Below are 19,530 nucleotides of genomic sequence, written 5' to 3'. Positions count from 1 at the left end.
CGATTGCAAATCAGGTGATCATCATGACGGCTGCCTCGGCGCGGCTTGACCTCCTAGCCGGGGTGCCCTATCCCCCGAGCAACCCCAATTCAGGGTTGGTCGAGGTCCGTTCCTGGCCGCGTCGGACCGCCCTCGTCCTCGGCGGGCAGCCCAGCGCTGCCGTGATGGACGCGCTGCGCAGGTTTGGGTTCAGCACCGCGGTCACCGGCATTGCCGGGTCTGAGCGAGTGGCAGGGCTGGCCGCGCCGTTCGGCTTCCTGGTGATCAGCCCGGACGTGTTCGCCGACGACGCCTCCGTCGAGTTGGTGCGCGGCCTGCACGAGTACTCGCCGTCCGCGCGGGTGATTTTGGAGTACCCCCGCGAGGGCCGCGACGCCGATGTCGTGCTGCGCGCGCTGCGGGCCGGAGTCGTGGACGTCATTGACGCTCAGGAGCCCTTCGCCATCGAGCAGACGCTGGAGGCTGGGCTCGATCTGCTCGGTCGACACCGGGAGCGGGTGCTGGCGATCGGCGCCCACCCCGACGACGTCGAAATCGGATGCGCGGGCACCCTGCTCGATCACCGGTTGCGAGGCGACCGTTTGACGATCATGACGCTCAGCCGTGGGGCCGTGGGCGGCGATCAGCAGCAACGCATGGAGGAGGCGACTGCCGCGGCGGAGGCCATTGGCGCCCAACTGATCTTCGCGGATCTGCCCGACACCCTCGTCGACGACGGCATCACGACGATCAAGGCGATCGAAGAGGTCGTGAAAGCGATCAACCCCACCGTGGTCTATTCCCACTCGGCCCGCGACAACCACCAGGACCACCGCGCGGTGTCGACGGCCACCGCCAGCGCGACCCGGCAGGTGCGACGGGTTTACGCATACCAGTCGCCCTCTGCGACCAACGAGTACCGCCCGACGCGCTTCGTCCCGATCGATCACGTGCTGCAGCGCAAGGTGCAGGTGCTGATGATGTTCGACTCGCAAAACGGGCGCAACTACCTGGAGCCAGAGCTGGTGGTGGCGGGATCGCGGTACTGGGCGCGTCAGCTTGCCGCCAACGCCCGGTACGCAGAGCCGTTCGAGGTCATCAGGTCCGTCGGCGATCTGCGACAGTCCTCCGGAGTTGGCAAACCGGCCGTCTCGGACCTGCCGGAGTTCGGGCTGCCGGCGTATGAGACCCGCACCAGCTTCGAGCGCCGGGCTGTGGCGCTGGCATGAGCGCCCCAACCGCCGCCGCGCCGTTGCGCCTAGTTCCAGGCGAACGGCCCGATTCGATGCCGCGCCGTCCGGCGCGGGGCTCCGACCAGGCCGCCCCGTACCTGGTCCGCGAGCTCGACGCCGAACTTTCGCCGAGCGAACGCAGCAGCCGCCATGTCGAACGGCTCTCGATCGGCGGTGACACCGGACAGCGCTTCGCGCGCATCCTGTCCCTGGCGTGCTCGCTGTTCGCCATGCCGATGTCCTGCGTGATCCTTATCGACGGCGACACCTCGTTCTTCGCGAAACCCGGCGAGCTGGCCGAGCCGACGGGCGCGTTCGCCCAGGCCGTGCTTGGGTCCAAATCAAGCGGCAAGAACGAACCGATGGTTGTCGAGGACGCGACCGCAGACCCGATCGTCGCTGGTTTGGCAGCCGTGACCGGGGCGCCGTACCTGCGCTTCTACGCCGGCGTCCCGCTGAACGACGAAGACGGCGTGCGCATCGGCACCTTCTGCCTGTCCGACACGGTGCCGCGGCGTCTGGACCGCCACCAGCTCGCGATCCTGGTGCAGCTGGCCGAGTGGGCGTGTCGGGAGCTGATCGACTCAACAGAGATGGCGCGAGCCCGTCAGGTGCAGAACGCGCTCTTGCCCTCGCACACGACCGCGCCCCAGGGTTATGAGCTGGCAACCGTCTGCCGGCCGAGCAAAGGGGTGGGTGGTGATTTCTTCGACCACGCGATGGTCGCCGGCCGCCTGCAGCTGAGCCTCGTCGACGTGATGGGCAAGGGCATCGCGGCGGGGTTGATGGCTGCCTCCGTCCGCGCGATCGTGCGGGCTTCGGTCGCCTACCAGGTGCAGACCGGAACTGTCGTGCGCGGTGGCGCCAATTGCGGGCTGGCCGATGTCGTCGAGGCGACCGACCGCCTGCTGCAAAACGACCTCGGCCAGACCGGCACCCTGGTCACCGGCTTCGCGGCGAGCCTCGAACCGGCCTCGGGCGCGCTCGCCTGGGTCGACGCCGGGCATGGCTTGGCCCTGATTGTGCGCGCCGACGGAACGTCTGAGCGCTTGGCCGGGACGGACATGCCGGTGGGTTTGGGACTCGAGCGGAGCTGGACTGAGCACTACACCGACCTGCAGCCCGGAGACACCCTGCTGGTCGTCAGCGACGGCCTGCTGGACCTGTTCGGCGGATCGATGGCGGCCATGGACCACATTCGCGAGCTAGTCCAAAGCGATCCCGAACCTCACCGGCTGGTTGAGCGCATCACCGAACTGACCGTGCTCGGCGTCGCGCTCGACGACGTCACGGCGGTGGCCCTACGTCGCTCGCCGCTCGCCCGATGAAAGCCGTGAGCCCGATGAATGTTGGCGACCCGCTCGGCGACAGCGCGGATCAGCAACCCGACGTCCAGATCTCGCCGCCGCCGCCCTACCCGGCCAGGCGAATCATCCGAATCCTCGTCGTGCTGAACGTGCTGCTGGGCTTGAACTACCTGGTGTGGCGTTGGCTGTTTTCGGTGCACTGGACCGCATGGTGGATCTCGGTGCCGCTGATCCTCGCGGAGACCTACAGCCTCATCGACTCGTTGCTGTTCTGTCTCACGGTCTGGCGTCTGCGGCGCCGCGAAGACCCAGGGCCGCCCTTGGCCGGCGTCAGCGTCGACGTGTTCATCACCACCTACGACGAGCCGGTGGAGCTGGTGATGACCACCGCCGCGGCGGCGAAGAAAATCCGCTATCCGCACGAGACATGGATCTTGGACGACGGGAACCGACCCGAACTGCGCGAGGCCGCCGCCAACATCGGGGTGGGGGTGATCTCGCGGTCGGAGGAGTGGACGGGCCGTAATCGGCACGCGAAGGCCGGCAATCTCAACAACGCCCTGATGGTCACTACTGGCGAGTTCGTCGCCATCCTCGACGCTGACCAGGTTCCGAAGCCCGAACTGTTGGACCACACCCTCGGCTACTTCCGCGACGAGAAGATGGCGATCGTCCAGACGCCGCAGTTTTTCCAAAACGTTCCCGAGTGCGACCCGCTCGGTAGCCAGGCGCCTCTGTTTTACGGACCCATCCAGGCGGGCAAGGACGGCTGGAATGCCGCCTTCTTTTGTGGTTCGAATGCGATCCTGCGGCGCGAGGCCCTGTTGCAGATGGGCATCCGGCGCTACGTGCAGGAGCTCGAGACGCGCATCGACTCGGCGTTGCGCACGGCCAAGAGGGTGATCACGCGGGCGTCCAACGCGCTGCCTGCCGATCAGGGCCATGTGGCCGCCGCGCTGCGCGAAGTGCTTGACGCCGCAGAGGACGCGCGCGCCGATCTTGCCGCAGGCACCGTGCTCGCCGACGCGACGGGTCGCTTCCAGGACCGGGTTCGCGCGGTCGCCCGCAGGTTGGTGGAAGCCGACCTCGCCGTATCCCAGGCCGATCTCGCTGAGCTCGCTGAGCTCGCGGCCTCGGTGGACGATCCCGGACAGCTGCCCCCGGTTGACAGCGCAACCGGGGACGAGGCGATCTTGACCGAGGCGGCGCTGGATGGGGCCGCACTGGATCGCCTTTCTCGACGCGACTGGTCACCCCTCGGGGCGATCGAGACCGTCCGCGCCTTGGTCGCCACGGTCGACGTCGACCGCGAGGACGAGGCTCAGCCGATCATGCCGTTGTCGACGATCTCGGTCACCGAGGACATGGCGACCTGTATGCGTGTGCACAGCATGGGCTGGAAAACGGCTTATCACGACGAGATCCTCGCCGTCGGCCTGGCGCCGGAGGATCTGGGGACGATGCTGACCCAGCGGCTGCGGTGGGCGCAGGGCACCGTGCAGGTGATGTTGCGGGAGAACCCGCTGCGTCAGGCCGGGCTCTCGCTGGCCCAGAAGCTGATGTACACCGCGACGATGTGGAGCTACCTGTCCGGCTTCGCGGCGCTTGTCTACATCGCTGCCCCGGTGATCTACCTCGTGTTCGGCGTGCTGCCGGTCCATGCGCTGTCGATCGCATTCTTCGCCAGGCTGATTCCATTCATGGTCGCTAACCAGCTGCTCTTCTATCTCATCGGGCGTGGCCGCCGGACCTGGCGGGGCCAGCAGTACTCGCTGGCGCTGTTCCCGCTCTGGATCAAGGCTGTCACGTCGGCTTGTGCCAATGTGTTGTACGGGCGCAGCCTCGCATTTGCCGTCACTCCAAAGGTCAGGGTCCGAGTCGAAAAGCGGCCGTGGCATCTGGTGCGCCCGCAGCTGATCGCAATGGCAGTCCTCGTGATCGCGGCCGGGATCGGCGTCTTCCGGCTAGGCGAGGGGCATGCCACCGCTCTGGGCACCGGCATCAACCTGATTTGGGTGGCCTTTGACCTGCTGTTGTTCAGTGTCATTCCCCGCGCCGTCCGCTACCGAGGGTTCGAAGCGCAATCCGACCCCTCGCCCACCGGCGACACGCCGGCCCCCCATGACCATGTCGACACCGTGCTGGAGAACTCCAAATGACCACCTTTGAACTGGACCAGACCCGCGAACCGATCACCGTGATCCGGCCTATCGGCCGACTGAACATGGCCGCGGCCCCGCAGCTGTCGACCGCGGTGGCCGGGGCTGTGAAGGACGGGCAGTCCCGCGTCGTAGTCGACCTGTCCGCCACCGAATTCATCGACTCCTCCGGTCTAGGCGCATTGGTCGCTTCGCTGAAGCGTTGCCGACAGGCCGGCGGCAACCTGCGCGTCGCCGCGGCCAACCCTCAGGTGGTCACCGCGCTCGAGCTGACCAACCTCAATCGCGTGTTCGCGCCGAGCGAGACCGTCGACGATGCCTGCGCCCAGGTCTGAGCCGGGCGTCGCTGGCGTGGATCTTCCCCGTCACGCGACAATGGAGACGACGGTTCCGGCCGAACCCGAGAGCCTGGACCAGGTGCAGGACCTGATCAGCGCTTTGTACGGCAGCACCGCCGACGACTTGGACTTCACCGACCGCATGCGTTTCGAGGGCGCCGTCGTCGAGATCGTCGGCAATGTGATCGAACATGGTCGCGCAGCCATGTCCGGGGCGTTCGTGCGAATGCACGTCGCGCTTCACCGTGACAATCGGGACCTGCGTGCGGTCATCACCGACGACGGCACGGCTGTGCCGCTCGGCGTCGACTTCGACGCGGCTGGCATGCCCGCCGCCGATGCAGAGGACGGGCGCGGACTGGCCATGGCGCGGGCACTGAGCTCGGAGCTGCGCTACGAGCGCCGCGATGGCTTCAACCGGTGGATCGTGCGGTGCAGCTGCCCGCCAGACGACCATGGCGGAGTTAACGTAAGTTCACCCACCGTAGGTTGAGCTACCACTGTTTGATGCCGGTCCACCTTCACGATCGTGACCGTGAATGGCAGGCGCTGGTCGGCCCGTAGCTCGGTCTGACGCCCCGACGCCCCGGAATCCGGGGTCTCAGGTAACCTCTGGCGAGTCCGCGGGTGTAGTTCAATGGCAGAACATCAGCTTCCCAAGCTGACAGTGCGAGTTCGATTCTCGTCACCCGCTCCGTTGAAGAACTTCCCGGTCGCCGCTAAAGCCGCGCACCAGATCCTGGCCCTCTCCTTTCCTGACATCGCCATCTCACACAGCTCGCTGCGTGCCGTCTTGGGTGCCCTTCAGCGCACTCCGCGGCTCGAGCTGTCGGTAGTACTGCGGTAGCATTTTGGTGTGAAGCTCAGCGTCAGCCTGCCGGCCGAGGACGTCGCGACCCTCGACGAGTTCGCTCGCAAGTCGGGCCTCCCCTCACGGTCGGCCGCGCTGCAGCGCGCCGTGCGCATGTTGCGCGTGCCCGAGCTGGAGCAGGATTACGCGGCTGCCTGGGACGAGTGGGAAGCGTCCGGCGACCGCGCGACGTGGGACGCCACCGCAGCCGATGAGGTCGTCGATGCTGCGCGGTGAAATCCGCTTGGTCGACCTGAGCCCCGTCCGAGGAAGCGAGGCCGACAAGCGGCGTCCCGCCGTGATCGTCAGCAACGATCGCGCCAACTCGGTTGCGGCGCGCCTCGGGCGGAGAATGGTCACCGTCGTTCCGGTCACCAGCAACACCGGACGGGTTTTCCCGTTCCAGACCCTGCTTCCGGCGCTCGCGACGGGATTGCGACGCGATTCCAAGGCCCAAGCCGAGCAGGTCCGCTCCATCGCGGTCGAACGCCTGGGAGCTGTTCTGGGGCAGGTCCCGTCGGACGTCATGGCGCAGCTCGACGACGCCCTGCGACTGCACCTTCAGCTGGGCTAGCGTGTCCCAATGGTCTCTCGTATCAGCCATTGGATCGGCGGCGCGACGCTCGCCGGCACGTCCGGCCGCGTCGCGCCCGTCTTCAACCCCGCGACCGGCCTGCAGAGCGCCGAGGTCGACCTCGCCAGCGCGGCCGAAGTGGCGGACGCCGTCGCAAGCGCGAAAGAGGCCGCCCGCGAGTGGCGCTCGGCCTCGCTCTCCCGCCGGACCGGAGTGTTGTTCGCGTTCCGTGAGCTGCTGCACGCCAACGCCGACGAACTGGCCAAGATCATCACGGCAGAGCACGGCAAGGTGCTCAGCGACGCGCACGGCGAGATCGCCCGGGCGCTGGAGAACGTCGAGTACGCGTGCGGCGTGCCGGAGCTGATGAAGGGCGGCTACAGCGAGCAGGCCGGCACCGGCGTGGACGTCTACTCCATCCGCCAGCCGCTCGGGGTGGTCGCCGGCATCACGCCCTTCAACTTCCCGGCGATGGTGCCGCTGTGGATGGCGGCCAACGCGATCGCCTGCGGCAACGCGTTCGTGCTCAAGCCGAGCGAGAAGGATCCCTCGGCCGCGATGTGGCTGGCGCAGACTTGGCAGCGGGCCGGGCTGCCCGATGGCGTGTTCAGCGTGGTGCACGGCGACAAGGAAGCCGTCGACGCCATCCTCACGCATCCCGACATCGCGGCCGTGAGCTTCGTCGGCTCGACCCCGATCGCCCGCTACATCTACGAGACCGGCACCGCGCACGGCAAGCGGGTGCAGGCGCTCGGCGGCGCGAAGAACCACATGGTCGTGCTGCCCGACGCCGACATCGACCTGGCCGCCGACGCCGCGGTGTCGGCCGCGTACGGCGCGGCCGGCGAGCGCTGCATGTCGATCTCGGTGGCGGTCGCGGTCGGTGACGCCGGCGATCGGCTCGTCGACGCGATCGCCGCGCGGCTGCCCAAGCTGCGCATCGGCGACGGCGCCGACCCGGACACCGACATGGGCCCGCTGATCACCCGCGAGCACCGCGATCGCGTCGCGAGTTACATCACGGCTGGCGCCGAATCGGGCGCGACGGTGGTGGTCGACGGCCGCGAGGCAGACGTCCCGGCCGACGGCTTCTTTCTCGGCACCACGCTGCTCGACCACGTCACGCGCGAGATGACCGTCTACACCGACGAGATCTTCGGCCCGGTGCTGTCCGTCGTGCGCGGCGCAACCTACGACGACGCGCTCGAGCTGATCAACTCCAACCAATTCGCGAACGGCACCGCGATCTTCACCCGCGACGGCGGAGCCGCGCGCCGGTTCCAGTTCGACGTCGAGGTCGGCATGGTCGGCATCAACGTGCCGATCCCCGTCCCGGTCGCCTACTACTCGTTCGGCGGCTGGAAGGGCTCGCTGTTCGGCGACACCCACATGTACGGGCCGGAGGGCGTCAACTTCTACACCCGCGGCAAGGTGGTCACCTCGCGCTGGCCCGACCCCGCGACCTCGACCGTCGACCTCGGCTTCCCGAGAACGCGATGAGCAACCCGCTGGCCGGCATCCCGGCCGACAAGGAGACCGTGCAGGCGCTCGACCGCGCGCACGTCTTCCACTCCTGGTCGGCGCAGGGGCTCATCGACCCGCTGCCGATCAAGTCGGCGCAGGGGTCGTATTTCACCGACTACGACGGCAAGACCTACTTGGACTTCTCCAGCCAGCTGGTGAACGTCAACATCGGCTACCAGCACCCGAAGCTGGTCGCGGCGATCGCCGAGTACGCGCAGACGATGACGACGATTCAGCCGGCGTTCGCGAACGACGCCCGCAGCGAGGCCGCCCGGCTGATCTGCGAGGTCGCGCCCGGCGACCTGAACCGGGTCTTCTTCACCAACGGCGGCGCCGAGGCGACCGAGAACGCGCTGCGAATGGCGAAGCTGCACACCGGCCGGCACAAGGTCCTGGCGGCCTACCGCAGCTACCATGGCGCCACCGCGGGCGCGATCAGCATGACCGGCGATCCGCGGCGCTGGGGCGCGGAGCCGGCGATGCCCGGCATCGTGCACTTCTGGGGCCCCTACCTGTACCGGTCGGCCTTCCACTCGGCCACCGCGGAAGAGGAGACCGACCGCGCGCTGCAGCACCTGCGCGACACGATCATGGTCGAGGGAGCGCAGACGATCGCCGCGATCATCCTCGAGACCGTGGTCGGCACGAACGGCATCCTGGTGCCGCCGCCGGGCTACCTCGAAGGGGTGCGCGCGATCTGCGACGAGCACGGCATCGTCATGATCGCCGACGAGGTGATGGCCGGCTTCGGCCGCTGCGGCGAATGGTTCGCGATCGACCACTGGGGCGTCACGCCCGATCTGATCGCCTTCGCCAAGGGCGTGAACTCCGGCTACCTGCCGCTCGGCGGGGTGCTGATCAACGACGCGATCGCGGCGACGTTCGACCAGCGCGTGTATCCCGGCGGCCTGACCTATTCGGGGCACCCGCTCGCTTGTGCCAGCGCGGTCGCGTCGATCAACATCTTCAAAGAGGAAGGCATCATCGACAACGCCCGCCGGCTCGGCGCGGACGTGATCGGCCCCGAGCTCGCGAAGATCGCCGACCGGCATCCGAGCGTCGGCGAGGTGCGCGGCCTGGGCGTGTTCTGGGCGGTCGAGCTGGTGCGCAGCAGGACGACCCGCGAGCCGCTCGTGCCCTACAACGCGGCCGGCGCCGCCGCGGCCCCGATGAACGAGTTCGCCGCCGCCTGCAAGGAGCGCGGGCTCTGGCCGATGACGCACTTCAACCGCACGCACGTGGTGCCGCCGTGCACCGCCACCGAGCAGGAGGTCCGCGAGGGCCTCGCGATCCTCGACGAGGCGCTCGAGACCGCCGATCGGCACGCGTCGGACTGAACCCGACACGCGTCGGACTGGACGTCAGCCGCGTCGTAGCGCCGTCACCCGGACGTTGCCGGACGTTGATCTGGCCGAAACACTCAGCCGGCAGGCTGCCTTCTTTCGCCTCGGAAGGAGCTGGCAGATGACCATCGTGCGCGCCGCCGTCACTCAGGTCGAATGGACGGGTGACAAGGAGACGATGATCAAGCGCCACGAGGAGCTCGCGCGCGACGCGGCCGCCGACGGCGTGCAGGTCATCGGCTTCCAGGAGCTGTTCTACGGCCCGTACTTCGGGATCATCCAGGACCAGAAGTACTACGCCTACGTCGAGTCGATCCCCGGGCCGACCGTCGAGCGCTTCCAGGCGCTCGCCGCCGAGCTGCACATGGTGATCGTGCTGCCAATCTATGAGGTCGCGAACGAGGGCGAGTACTACAACACCGCCGCGGTGATCGACGCCGACGGCGCGCTGCTCGGCAAGTACCGCAAGCACCACATCCCGAACCTGCCGCAGTTCTGGGAGAAGTTCTACTTCCGGCCCGGCAACCTGGGCTATCCGGTGTTCGACACCGCGGTCGGGCGGGTCGGCGTCTACATCTGCTACGACCGGCACTTCCCCGAGGGCTGGCGCGAGCTCGGGCTGAACAACGCGCAGCTCGTGTTCAACCCCTCGGCGACCAAGCCTGGGTTGTCGAATCGGCTGTGGGAGATCGAGCAGCCGGCTGCCGCCGCGGCGAACCAATACTTCATCGCCGCCAACAACCGCATCGGCCGCGAATACGAGGAGTTCGGCGACGACGCCGTGCAGTTCTACGGCCGCAGCTACTTCGTCGACCCACGCGGCAACTACGTCGGCGACGTGGCCTCGACCGATCAGGAAGAGGTCGTCACGCGCGACCTCGACTTCGACGAGATCACCAAGGCGCGCAACGACTGGCAGTTCTACCGCGACCGTCGCCCGGAGAGCTACACCCGCACGGTCCAACCGTGACAACTCTGATCAAGGGCGGGACGGTCGTGTCGTCGACCGGCTCGTCGCCGCAGGACGTGCTCATCGACGGCGAGACGGTCGTCGCGCTGCTAGCGCCCGGCTCGGCCGCCCTCGGCGTGATCGAGGCGGAGACCGTGATCGACGCGAGCGGCAAGTACGTCATACCTGGCGGTATCGACGGGCACACGCACATGGAGATGCCGTTCGGCGGCACCCAGGCCAGCGACACGTTCGAGACCGGCAGCCGCGCGGCGGCGTGGGGCGGCACCACCACGATCGTCGACTTCGTGGTGCAGGCGCACGGGCAGCGCGTGCAGGACCAGGTCGCGCTCTGGCACGACAAGGCGGCCGGCAACTGCGCGGTCGACTACGCCTTCCACCAGATCATCGGCGAGGTCGACGACGAGTCGCTCAAGGCGATGGACGAGCTCATCGGCGAGGGCATCACCAGCTTCAAGCTGTTCATGGCATACCCCGGGGTATTCCTGTCCTCGGACGGGCAGATCGTGCGGGCCATGCAGACAGCGGCCGGCAACGGCGGCCTGATCATGATGCACGCCGAGAACGGCAGCGCCATCGACGTGCTCGTGCAGCAGGCCCTCGAACGCGGCGACACCGACCCCTACTTCCACGGCGTAACCCGTCCCTGGCAGGCCGAGCAGGAGGCCACCCACCGCGCGATCATGCTCGCCGACCTGACCGGCGCGCCGCTCTACGTCGTGCACGTGTCGGCCAAGCAGGCGCTCGCTCGCATCGCCGAGGCGCGCGACGCCGGCCAGAACGTCTTCGGCGAGACCTGCCCGCAGTACCTGTACCTCTCCCTGGAGGAACAGCTCGGCGCGCGCAGCGAGGAGTGGGGCGGTTTCGAGGGCGCGAAGTGGGTCTGCTCGACACCGTTGCGTTCTCGCGCCGAAGGACATCAGGACGCGCTGTGGCGCTATCTCGCCACCGGCGACGTCACGACCGTCTCGACCGACCACTGCCCCTTCTGCATGAAGGACCAGAAGGAGATGGGCATCGGGAACTTCGCGAAGATCCCGAACGGCATCGGCTCGGTCGAGCACCGGATGGACCTGCTCTACCAAGGCGTGCACGACGGCCGCATCTCGCTCGAGAAGTGGGTCGACGTCTGCTGCACGACGCCGGCGCGGATGTTCGGCCTGTACGGCAAGAAGGGCGTGCTGGCGCCGGGCGCCGACGCCGACGTCGTGGTCTACGACCCGAACGGGCACACGTCCATTGGGGTCGGCGCCGGCCGCGAGCACCACATGAACATGGACTACTCGGCCTGGGAGGGCTGGGAGATCGACGGACACGTCGATGTCGTGCTCTCCCGCGGCGCCGTCATCAAGGACGAGACGGGCTATGTCGGCTCCAAGAGCCACGGCCGGTTCGTGCCGCGCGGCCTGTCCCAGAACCTCATCTAGGGCATCGGGCGCTCGTGGATTTCGGAGTTGTGCTGCAGAACGACCCGCCGGCGGCGCGCGTCGTGGAGTTCGCCCGGCAAGCCGAGCTGCTCGGCTTCACGCATGTGTGGACCTTCGACTCGCACCTTCTCTGGCAGGAGCCGTACGTCGTCTACAGCCAGATCCTGGCCAGCACCCGCAAGGTGCTGGTCGGCCCGATGGTCACCAATCCGGCGACCCGCGACTGGACGGTGACGGCGTCGCTGTTCGCCACGCTGAACGAGATGTTCGGCAACCGGACGATCTGCGGCATCGGCCGCGGCGACTCAGCGGTCCGGGTGATCAACGGCAAGCCGGTCACCCTCGCCACCCTCCGCGAGTCGATCGGGGTCATCCGCGCGCTGGCCAACGGCGAGCAGGCCGACTACAAGGGCACCCTGCTGCAGTTCCCGTGGTCGGTCGGCTCGAAACTGCCGATCTGGATGGCCGCCTACGGACCGAAAGCGCTGGCGCTGGCCGGCGAGGTGGCGGACGGGTTCATCCTGCAACTCGCCGATCCGGCCATCACCGAGTGGTCGATCGCCGCGGTGCGCAAGGCGGCGGCCGACGCCGGCCGCGACCCCGAGGCGATCACCATCTGCGTCGCGGCGCCGGCCTACGTCACCGACGACACCGCCGCGGCGCGTGCGCACGCCAGAGACCAGTGCCGATGGTTCGGCGGGATGGTCGGCAACCACGTCGCCGACATCGTGGCCCGGTACGGCAGCGGCGACGGAACCGGCGGCGGTGCTGGCAGCGCACCCGTCACCGTGCCGAAGGCGTTGAGCGACTACATCGCCGGCCGGCAGGGCTATGACTACAACTCGCACGGCAAGGCCGGCAACACGCACACCGACTTCGTGCCGGACGAGGTCATCGAGCGGTTCTGCCTGCTCGGCCCGGTCGAGGACCACGTCGCCCGGCTGCGCGAGCTCGAGTCGCTCGGCGTCGACCAGTTCGCGCTGTACCTGCAGCACGACGCCAAGGCCGAGACACTTGCCGCCTACGGCGACAAGGTGCTGCCGGCCGTCAACGTCCGCAAGTCCGCGAAAACATGACGGCGCCTGCCTCGGACGTCCTGCGCCGACCCCTGGAGACGCCTGCGGCCCCGGTCGCCACGGCGCGCTCGGGCGGCCTGCGCAGACGCGTCGCGCGACACGGCGTGCGCGCCCTGCTCGTGGCGGCCGCGCTCGTCGCGCTCGGCGCCATCTGGGAGGCCTACAAGGACTGGGGGCCGGCCAACGGGGTCACCGTGCTCGGCGCGCGCATCCTGCCGCGCACCGGCGACGCGTCGATGCCGCACCTGTCGCGCATCTGGCACGCGTTCGGCTCGCCTGAGGTCGGCGGCGCGATCACCTTCGGGCCGCCGAAGACCGTGCTCGACTCCGTCGTCGACGCCGGCTTCCACACGCTGCGCTGGGCCGCGGCCGGGTTCGCGCTCGGCGTCGTGGTCGGCATGTTGCTCGCGCTGCTGATGAACCGGCTGGTGCTCGCCGAGCGCGCGCTCATGCCCTACGTCGTGCTCAGCCAGACGGTGCCGCTGATCGCGCTGGCGCCGCTCGTCACCCGCTGGGGCCAGGGCTCGAAGATCGGCTCGTTCGAGTGGCAGCCGTGGATGTCGGTGTCGGTGATCGCCGCCTACCTCGCGTTCTTCCCGGTCTCGGTCGGAATGGTGCGCGGCCTGGCCTCGCCCACGGCGGTGCACGCCGACTACTTCCGCTGCTCCGCGGCCGGGTGGTGGAAGACGCTGGCGCGCCTGAAGCTGCCCGCGTCGGTGCCCTATCTCGTGCCGTCGCTGCGGCTGGCGGCCGCCGGCGCGGTGGTGGGCACCATCGTCGCCGAGATCTCGACCGGCCTGGACGGCGGAGTCGGCCGGTTGATCATCACCTACTCCCAGCAGGCCACCGGCGACCCGTCCCGGGTGTACGCGGCGGTCATTGGCGCCGCCGTGCTCGGTCTGGCGGCCGCCGCCGTGATCGGCCTGCTCGACCTCGCGCTGTGGCGTTACTCGCGTGGGACGGAGTCGCGATGACCGAACGAACGCAGCCGGACCCGGAGCCGGCGACGCCGCCGCCCGCCGGCGGGCCGGAGGTCCCCGCGGCGGTGCGCGCGCACGGGGTCAGCAAGTCCTTCGGTGGGCGCAAGGGCTCGGTGCTCGCGCTCGACGGCATCGACCTCACCGTCGCCCGCGGCGAGTTCGTCTCGCTGATCGGCCCGTCCGGATGCGGCAAGTCGACGCTGCTGCGCGTCATTGCGGACCTGATCGAGCCGAGCGGCGGCTCGGTCGAGGTCAACGGCAAGACCGCCCGACGGGCGCGGCTCGACCAGGACTACGGCATCGCCTTCCAGCAGGCCGGTCTACTCGAGTGGCGCACGGTGACGGCGAACATCGAGCTGCCGCTCGAGCTGCACGGCGTCGACCGCGCGAAGCGCAAGGCCCGCGCCGCCGAGCTGCTCGACCTCGTCGGACTCGCCGACTTCGCCAGGCATCGGCCGCCGCAGCTGTCCGGCGGCATGCAGCAGCGCGTCGCGATCGCCCGGGCGCTGGCCGAAAAGCCGGCGCTGCTGCTGATGGACGAGCCGTTCGGCGCGCTCGATGAGATGACTCGCGAGCGGATGCAGAACGAGCTCGTGCGCATCGCCGCCGAGACCGGGGCCGCCGTTGTTTTCGTCACCCACTCGATTCCCGAGGCGGTCTTCCTCTCCGATCGGGTGGTCGTGATGTCGCCGCGGCCCGGGCGCATCGAGCAGGTGATCTCGATCGATCTCGGCGCGCGCACCGACGACACCCGAGAGGCGCCGCAGTTCTACTCCGCCATCACGCAGGTGCGCGAGGCGTTGCGCGGCCGCTCGGCGCCGGAAGCCGACGTCGAAGCCGGAGTGGACGCCCGGCTGGAACGCGCGCGAGGCGCGCTGTGAGCGCGACCGGCGCGTCGACCCGAGCCGGCGCGCGCTCCGCTGCCCGACGGGGCGGCCCGCCGAATCGAGCCGGTGCGGTCGCGGCGCGGGTGGCGCCGCCGGTGCTGTTCGGGGTGCTGTTCCTCGGCGTCTGGCAACTGTTCGTGCGGGCCGCCGACATCCGCAGCTTCGTGCTGCCGGCGCCCAGCGACATCTGGTCGGCCGCTCTGGACAACAGCTCGGCAATCGCGAAGGCGGCCGGAACCAGCGGGCTGAACGCCCTGGTCGGGCTGGTACTCGGCGTCGTGCTGGGCGTGCTGCTCGCCGCGCTGGCCACCCGCGTCCCGGTGCTGGGCGGAGCGATCGCGCCGTTGGTCGCGGCGCTCGCCGCCATGCCGATCGTGGCGTTGGCGCCCTTGCTCAACAACATGTACTCGCCGCTGTCCTCGCTGCCGAGGCGGGAGGTCGTCGCGATCAGCGCCTTCGTGCCGGTGTTCGTCAACGTCTACCGCGGCCTGGCCCGGCTGACCCCGGTGCACCGCGAGCTCATGCGCAGCTACGCCGCGAGCAGCACCGCCGTGCTGCGCACGGTCCGCGTGCCGGGCGCCCTGCCGCACTTCTTCACCGGCCTGCGCGTCGCGTCCTCGCTGGCGGTCATCGCCGCGGTGGTCAGCGAGTACTTCGGCGGACTGCAGAACGGGCTCGGCTCGCGCATCACGTCCTCGGTCGGCGCGACGGACTACCCGTCCGCGTGGGCGTCCGTGCTCGGCGCCGTGGTGCTCGGGCTGCTGTTCTACCTCGGCGCCGCGCTGCTCGAATATCTGGCTCTGGGCCGGCGCGCGGCGCCGCTGACGTGACCGACCGGGTCCACCGGCCCAGCTCCACCCCAATCCGCACCATCCCCGTATACCGGCAGCGTCGCCGAGCACACCCATCCTCAGGAAGGAAATTGATGAACAGGTTCCACCGACGAGTGCTTGGCGTCACCACCGCTGGCGCCGCCGCGCTCACTCTCGCTGCCTGCAGCAGCAGCGGCACCAGTGGCGGGGGCGGCGGGGGCGGCAGTTCGAGCTCCAGCTCGTCCAGCAGCAGCGCCGGCGCCCCGGCGGCCAAGCCGGTGAACGTCACCCTGCAGCTGCAGTGGGTGACGCAGGCGCAGTTCGCCGGCTACATCGCGGCCTATGCCAAGGGCTTTTACACGCAGCAGGGCATCAACATCAAGATCGTGCCGGCCGGCACCGACACCGTCCCGCAGACGACCGTCGACGACGGCGGCTCGGCTGATTTCGCCATCGCGTGGGTGCCGAAGGCGCTGCAGTCCCGGCAGAAGGGCGCCAACATCACCGACGTCGGCCAGGTGTTCCAGAAGTCCGGAACGCGGCAGATCTCCTTCAAGAAAAACAACATCACCTCGGTCGCGGACCTGAAGGGCAAGACGGTCGGCGACTGGGGCTTCGGCAATGAGTACGAGCTGTTCGCCGGGATGACGAAGGACGGTCTGAACCCGGGCAGCGACGTCAAGATCGTCCAGCAGCAGTTCGACATGAACGCGTTCCTCGCCGGGGACATCGACGCCGCCCAGGCGATGGTCTACAACGAGTACGCCCAGGTGCTCGAGGCGAAGAACCCGGCCACCGGCAAGCTGTACCAGCCGAGCGACCTCAACGTGCTGAACTGGAACGACGTCGGCACGGCGATGCTGCAGGACGCGGTCTGGGCCAACACCACCAAGCTCCAGGACCCGGCGTTCCAGGCCACGACCGTCAAGTTCCTGACGGCGAGCTACGAGGGCTGGATCTACTGCGCTGGCCACCCGAGCGAGTGCCGCGACGATGTCGTGAAGGCTGGGTCGAAGCTCGGCGCGAGCCATCAGCTGTGGCAGACCAACGAGGTCAACAAGTTGATCTGGCCGTCGCCGCAGGGCATCGGGATGGTTGACAAAACCGCCTGGGACCGCACCGTCTCGATCGCCTCGCAGACCAAGAACAAGGACGGCCAGACGGTGCTCACCGGCGCGCCGACGGGCGAGGCGTACACGAACGCGTTCACCGAGAAGGCGCTGGCCAAGCTGAAGAAGATGGGGCTCGACACGACCGGCGCGAACTTCAAGCCGATCACCGTCACGTTGAAAGCCGGCGGCGCGTAAGCCGTCGCGACACATCGCACCACGCGGCGTCCGCCGTGTTCGCCCGTCCGTCGACGGCGCGCACGGCGGACGTCTGCGTGTCGGGGAGACTGGATCGATGCGCGCTTTCGCCTGCGGCACCTGCCGCAGCCTGGTCTTCTTCGACAACGACCGCTGCCTCACCTGCGGGTCCTCGTTGGCCTACGACCGCGGCCGGCAGGACCTCGTCGTGGTCGCCGCCGACGAGCCGCGGCGGTGCGCCAACCGGGTGATCGCCAACTGCAATTGGCTCCTCGACGACGGGCCGAGCGCGGTCGCCACCGGTTCAGCCGGCGGGCGGCTGTGCGGGTCGTGCGCCCTCACCCGCACCCGGCCCGCCGACGACGACCTCGCCGGGATGGCCGCCTTCGCCCTGGCCGAGGGCGCGAAGCGCCGGCTCGTCTACCAGCTGGACCATATCGGCCTGCCGACCACGCCGCGCGCCGTCGACCCCGAGCACGGTCTCGCGTTCGACCTGCTGTCCAGCGTGGCCGAGCCGGTCACCACCGGGCATGCCAGCGGCGTCGTCACGATCGACCTGGCCGAGGGCGACGACCCGCACCGCGAGGCGCTACGGGTGCAACTAGCCGAGCCCTACCGCACGATGCTCGGCCACCTTCGCCACGAGATCGGCCACTGGTACTGGGACGTGCTGGTTGACGGCACGCCGTTCCTCGACCGCTTCCGCGAGCTGTTCGGCAACGAGCAGCGCGACTATGCCGAGGCGCTGCAGGAGCACTACGGCAAGCCGCCTGGGATCGACTGGATGGACACGCACGTCAGCCACTACGCGGCCGCCCACCCGTGGGAGGACTGGGCGGAGACCTTCGCGCACTACCTGCACATCCGCGACACGACGGAGACCGCTGCGGCCTGGGGCGTGCGGGTCGGCGGCCCGGACCTCGACCTCTCGCTCGCCTCGAACGCCAATCTCGACGTCGAGCCCGACGAGCACGTCGCGACGTTCGAGGAGTTGGCGCAGTCGTGGATCGCGCTCGAGATGGCGCTCAACGCGCTGAACCGCAGCATGGGCAAGGACGACCTCTACCCGTTCCGCCTCACTCCCGCCGTGCTGACCAAGATGCGTTTCGTGCACGTGGTGGTGACGTCGGTCCGCTGAGTCGGAGCTCCGGGGCGCCGCGTCGGCGAACGCGCTAAGCGATCAGGCCGAGGCGGAGACGAGCGAGTCCTCGGCGAGCCGGCCGGCCAGTTGCGCCGTCGCGTTGTCCAACGCCAGCACGCCACCGAGGCCCGCGACCGCGCGCTGCGCGTCGCGCAGGGCGGCGACCGCGCCCTCGTCGACGGCCTCGGCGAGCGTCATGTCGATGCGCAGGTGCCGCCGCCCTGAGCGCAGGTGGGCGTCGATCGCGCTCGTGAGGAGCGCGCACGTCTGGGCATTCAAAGTGCCGGCGATCGAAAGCCGGGCGCGCATCGGGTCCGACGATCGCGTGGCGACTTCGAAGACAAGGCTGTTGGCGCCGGTCGAGTTCCGCGAAGCGGACACCATCGGTTCCCCCGGTACTGCTCGGCATCCCCCGACGGCACGCCTCCGCGTTCCCTTTACCCGTCTCTAGAGAGCAGCCAAACCGCCACGCCCCGGCGCCGTGGATCTCCTCCGCGTTCCGCGGTCTATGTCGGACAACCAGCTCGCGCTGGCTACAATCCGCGCGGGGATTGCGCGGGGCCGCACAAGAGGACTGATGTTCGTGTCTCGGCTTTTCTTCTCGCGCCTCGCTGAGTTCGGCGTCGGCCTGGTGACTGTCGGGCTGGTGACCGTCGCCTTGACGCCCACCGCTGACATCGCCCGCGCCGAACCGAGCGCCGCGCATGGCGCGAAGTCGACTGCGGCGGTCGCGACAGCGCCGCCGCCGCGCGCCCGCGCCGCGTTTCCTTCGGCCATCGAGCCGTTGGCCGGCTACGTCGGCGAGACGAGTTGCGATCCGCACGTGCGGCGCGGCACCGCGAAGCTGGCGAAGCTGTTGGCGACGACCTATCGCGCTTACGGCGCCGCGAGCTGGAACTCGACCTACGCCTGCGGCACCGACGGCGCGCGCAGCGAGCACTACGACGGCCGGGCCATCGACTGGATGGTGGACATCCACAACCGCAAGCAGCACGCCGCGGCGAAGGCCGCGATCACATGGCTGCTCGCCACCGACAGGGCCGGCAACCGGTTCGCGATGGCCCGTCGCCTCGGCGTCATGTACCTCATTTACGACAACCGGATGTGGGGGGCCTGGGATGGCAAATGGGCGCCCTACAACGGCTGCGCCCACCTGAAGCAGCGGACGTACGACAACGCCTGCCACCGCACGCACATGCACATCTCGCTGTCGTGGAACGGCGCGTTCGGGCGCACGACCTTCTGGACCACGCGGGTGTACGCCGCCGACTTCGGACCGTGCCGCGCACGGGACCTGAACTGGGCCTACCTCTACAAGAAACGCAACACCGCGGGCTGCGCGAAATACCCGACCATCCGGGCCAGAAAGGGCAGTTCGGCGACGAAACGCGCGTTGGTCAGGTACTCCGGCGCCGCGGTCCGCCGCGGCTGGTCCGGTCCGTCGGTGAGCGCGGTGCAACGCGCGGTGCACGTCCCGACGACCGGCAGGTTCACCGCGCGGACCGCGCGCGCCGTGCGGGCCTTCCAGCGGGCGCACCCGCGCTGCCCGGCGTCCGGCGCGATGAACCCGAAGACGTGGCGGGCGTTGCTGCGCGCCACGCGCTGACCGCTGCGACCCACATAG

The 19,530-nt window shown here is 69.1% G+C and carries 19 protein-coding genes and 1 tRNA gene; 19 read left to right on the top strand and 1 reads right to left on the bottom strand.

Annotated features, from left to right (window positions below):
* Nucleotides 1–23: 23 nt before the first annotated feature.
* The 18 genes from ACFFBG_RS08985 (at nt 24) to ACFFBG_RS08900 (ending at nt 17,903) form a co-directional block, all read left to right on the top strand.
* A complete protein-coding gene (locus ACFFBG_RS08985) occupies nt 24–1,208 on the top strand; it encodes a PIG-L deacetylase family protein (RefSeq protein WP_375477796.1) in 1,185 nt (394 codons plus the stop codon).
* On the top strand, nt 1,205–2,539 hold the full coding sequence (locus ACFFBG_RS08980) for a PP2C family protein-serine/threonine phosphatase (protein WP_375477794.1): 1,335 nt from the start codon (nt 1,205–1,207) through the stop codon (nt 2,537–2,539). Before ACFFBG_RS08985 ends, ACFFBG_RS08980 begins: the two co-directional genes overlap by 4 nt.
* The gene (locus ACFFBG_RS08975; RefSeq protein ID WP_375477792.1) at nt 2,536–4,677 is read left to right on the top strand and encodes a glycosyltransferase; all 2,142 of its coding nucleotides are present in this window, start codon (nt 2,536–2,538) and stop codon (nt 4,675–4,677) included. The genes ACFFBG_RS08980 and ACFFBG_RS08975 overlap by 4 nt, the downstream gene beginning before the upstream one ends.
* Nucleotides 4,674–5,012: an STAS domain-containing protein gene (locus ACFFBG_RS08970; RefSeq protein WP_375477790.1), complete on the top strand. Its 339-nt coding sequence runs from the start codon at nt 4,674–4,676 to the stop codon at nt 5,010–5,012. The genes ACFFBG_RS08975 and ACFFBG_RS08970 overlap by 4 nt, the downstream gene beginning before the upstream one ends.
* Nucleotides 4,993–5,508: an ATP-binding protein gene (locus ACFFBG_RS08965; RefSeq protein WP_375477788.1), complete on the top strand. Its 516-nt coding sequence runs from the start codon at nt 4,993–4,995 to the stop codon at nt 5,506–5,508. Before ACFFBG_RS08970 ends, ACFFBG_RS08965 begins: the two co-directional genes overlap by 20 nt.
* Nucleotides 5,509–5,638: 130 nt before the next feature.
* A tRNA-Gly gene (locus tag ACFFBG_RS08960) sits at nt 5,639–5,709 on the top strand.
* 162 nt (nt 5,710–5,871) lie between these two features.
* Nucleotides 5,872–6,102, top strand: coding sequence for a ribbon-helix-helix domain-containing protein (locus tag ACFFBG_RS08955; protein ID WP_375477786.1), 231 nt, complete (start codon nt 5,872–5,874; stop codon nt 6,100–6,102).
* Complete coding sequence (locus tag ACFFBG_RS08950) at nt 6,089–6,439, top strand: type II toxin-antitoxin system PemK/MazF family toxin (protein ID WP_375477784.1); 351 nt, start codon at nt 6,089–6,091, stop codon at nt 6,437–6,439. Before ACFFBG_RS08955 ends, ACFFBG_RS08950 begins: the two co-directional genes overlap by 14 nt.
* Nucleotides 6,440–6,448: 9 nt before the next feature.
* Complete coding sequence (locus ACFFBG_RS08945; RefSeq protein WP_375477782.1) at nt 6,449–7,939, top strand: CoA-acylating methylmalonate-semialdehyde dehydrogenase; 1,491 nt, start codon at nt 6,449–6,451, stop codon at nt 7,937–7,939.
* Entirely contained in the window at nt 7,936–9,300 is a 1,365-nt protein-coding gene (locus ACFFBG_RS08940; RefSeq protein ID WP_375477780.1) for an aspartate aminotransferase family protein, read from the top strand. Before ACFFBG_RS08945 ends, ACFFBG_RS08940 begins: the two co-directional genes overlap by 4 nt.
* A gap of 127 nt (nt 9,301–9,427) precedes the next feature.
* Nucleotides 9,428–10,276, top strand: a complete 849-nt coding sequence (locus ACFFBG_RS08935; RefSeq protein WP_375477778.1) for a nitrilase-related carbon-nitrogen hydrolase — start codon at nt 9,428–9,430, stop codon at nt 10,274–10,276.
* Nucleotides 10,273–11,703 (top strand): dihydropyrimidinase, encoded by a 1,431-nt coding sequence (gene hydA, locus ACFFBG_RS08930; protein WP_375477776.1) that lies wholly within the window; start codon nt 10,273–10,275, stop codon nt 11,701–11,703. Before ACFFBG_RS08935 ends, hydA begins: the two co-directional genes overlap by 4 nt.
* A 14-nt stretch (nt 11,704–11,717) precedes the next feature.
* Nucleotides 11,718–12,779 (top strand): TIGR03842 family LLM class F420-dependent oxidoreductase, encoded by a 1,062-nt coding sequence (locus ACFFBG_RS08925; RefSeq protein ID WP_375477774.1) that lies wholly within the window; start codon nt 11,718–11,720, stop codon nt 12,777–12,779.
* Nucleotides 12,776–13,753, top strand: a complete 978-nt coding sequence (locus ACFFBG_RS08920) for an ABC transporter permease (protein WP_375477772.1) — start codon at nt 12,776–12,778, stop codon at nt 13,751–13,753. The genes ACFFBG_RS08925 and ACFFBG_RS08920 overlap by 4 nt, the downstream gene beginning before the upstream one ends.
* A complete protein-coding gene (locus ACFFBG_RS08915) occupies nt 13,750–14,640 on the top strand; it encodes an ABC transporter ATP-binding protein (RefSeq protein ID WP_375477770.1) in 891 nt (296 codons plus the stop codon). The genes ACFFBG_RS08920 and ACFFBG_RS08915 overlap by 4 nt, the downstream gene beginning before the upstream one ends.
* Nucleotides 14,637–15,476 (top strand): ABC transporter permease, encoded by an 840-nt coding sequence (locus ACFFBG_RS08910; protein ID WP_375477768.1) that lies wholly within the window; start codon nt 14,637–14,639, stop codon nt 15,474–15,476. The genes ACFFBG_RS08915 and ACFFBG_RS08910 overlap by 4 nt, the downstream gene beginning before the upstream one ends.
* 95 nt (nt 15,477–15,571) lie before the next feature.
* Nucleotides 15,572–16,765 (top strand): ABC transporter substrate-binding protein, encoded by a 1,194-nt coding sequence (locus ACFFBG_RS08905; protein WP_375477766.1) that lies wholly within the window; start codon nt 15,572–15,574, stop codon nt 16,763–16,765.
* Nucleotides 16,766–16,862: 97 nt separating this feature from the next.
* Entirely contained in the window at nt 16,863–17,903 is a 1,041-nt protein-coding gene (locus ACFFBG_RS08900; protein WP_375477764.1) for a putative zinc-binding metallopeptidase, read from the top strand.
* Nucleotides 17,904–17,945: 42 nt separating this feature from the next.
* On the opposite strand, the gene ACFFBG_RS08895 is transcribed toward ACFFBG_RS08900, so the two are convergent.
* A complete protein-coding gene (locus tag ACFFBG_RS08895; RefSeq protein ID WP_375477762.1) occupies nt 17,946–18,215 on the bottom strand; it encodes an STAS domain-containing protein in 270 nt (89 codons plus the stop codon).
* A 268-nt stretch (nt 18,216–18,483) separates the two neighbouring features.
* On the opposite strand from ACFFBG_RS08895, the gene ACFFBG_RS08890 reads away from it, so the two are divergent.
* On the top strand, nt 18,484–19,512 hold the full coding sequence (locus tag ACFFBG_RS08890; RefSeq protein WP_375477760.1) for a peptidoglycan-binding protein: 1,029 nt from the start codon (nt 18,484–18,486) through the stop codon (nt 19,510–19,512).
* The last annotated feature ends 18 nt before the right edge of the window (nt 19,513–19,530 follow it).

The sequence above is a fragment of the uncultured Jatrophihabitans sp. genome (genome assembly GCF_964251945.1).
Taxonomy (GTDB): Bacteria; Actinomycetota; Actinomycetes; order Mycobacteriales; family Jatrophihabitantaceae; genus Jatrophihabitans.
The sequence above is the reverse complement of the archived record's forward strand: the minus strand, read 5'-3'. Positions and strand labels throughout refer to the sequence as shown.

What these genes read in the sequence shown, in the direction of transcription:
- ACFFBG_RS08975 (WP_375477792.1), top strand. Translation starts at nt 2,536, where the DNA reads ATGAAAGCCGTGAGCCCGATGAATGTTGGCGACCCGCTCGGCGACAGC.
- ACFFBG_RS08970 (WP_375477790.1), top strand. Translation starts at nt 4,674, where the DNA reads ATGACCACCTTTGAACTGGACCAGACCCGCGAACCGATCACCGTGATC.
- ACFFBG_RS08900 (WP_375477764.1), top strand. Translation starts at nt 16,863, where the DNA reads ATGCGCGCTTTCGCCTGCGGCACCTGCCGCAGCCTGGTCTTCTTCGAC.
- ACFFBG_RS08935 (WP_375477778.1), top strand. Translation starts at nt 9,428, where the DNA reads ATGACCATCGTGCGCGCCGCCGTCACTCAGGTCGAATGGACGGGTGAC.
- ACFFBG_RS08895 (WP_375477762.1), bottom strand. Translation starts at nt 18,215, where the DNA reads ATGCGCGCCCGGCTTTCGATCGCCGGCACTTTGAATGCCCAGACGTGC.
- ACFFBG_RS08980 (WP_375477794.1), top strand. Translation starts at nt 1,205, where the DNA reads ATGAGCGCCCCAACCGCCGCCGCGCCGTTGCGCCTAGTTCCAGGCGAA.
- ACFFBG_RS08890 (WP_375477760.1), top strand. Translation starts at nt 18,484, where the DNA reads ATGTTCGTGTCTCGGCTTTTCTTCTCGCGCCTCGCTGAGTTCGGCGTC.
- ACFFBG_RS08945 (WP_375477782.1), top strand. Translation starts at nt 6,449, where the DNA reads ATGGTCTCTCGTATCAGCCATTGGATCGGCGGCGCGACGCTCGCCGGC.
- ACFFBG_RS08940 (WP_375477780.1), top strand. Translation starts at nt 7,936, where the DNA reads ATGAGCAACCCGCTGGCCGGCATCCCGGCCGACAAGGAGACCGTGCAG.
- ACFFBG_RS08905 (WP_375477766.1), top strand. Translation starts at nt 15,572, where the DNA reads ATGAACAGGTTCCACCGACGAGTGCTTGGCGTCACCACCGCTGGCGCC.
- ACFFBG_RS08915 (WP_375477770.1), top strand. Translation starts at nt 13,750, where the DNA reads ATGACCGAACGAACGCAGCCGGACCCGGAGCCGGCGACGCCGCCGCCC.
- ACFFBG_RS08985 (WP_375477796.1), top strand. Translation starts at nt 24, where the DNA reads ATGACGGCTGCCTCGGCGCGGCTTGACCTCCTAGCCGGGGTGCCCTAT.
- ACFFBG_RS08965 (WP_375477788.1), top strand. Translation starts at nt 4,993, where the DNA reads ATGCCTGCGCCCAGGTCTGAGCCGGGCGTCGCTGGCGTGGATCTTCCC.
- ACFFBG_RS08950 (WP_375477784.1), top strand. Translation starts at nt 6,089, where the DNA reads ATGCTGCGCGGTGAAATCCGCTTGGTCGACCTGAGCCCCGTCCGAGGA.
- ACFFBG_RS08920 (WP_375477772.1), top strand. Translation starts at nt 12,776, where the DNA reads ATGACGGCGCCTGCCTCGGACGTCCTGCGCCGACCCCTGGAGACGCCT.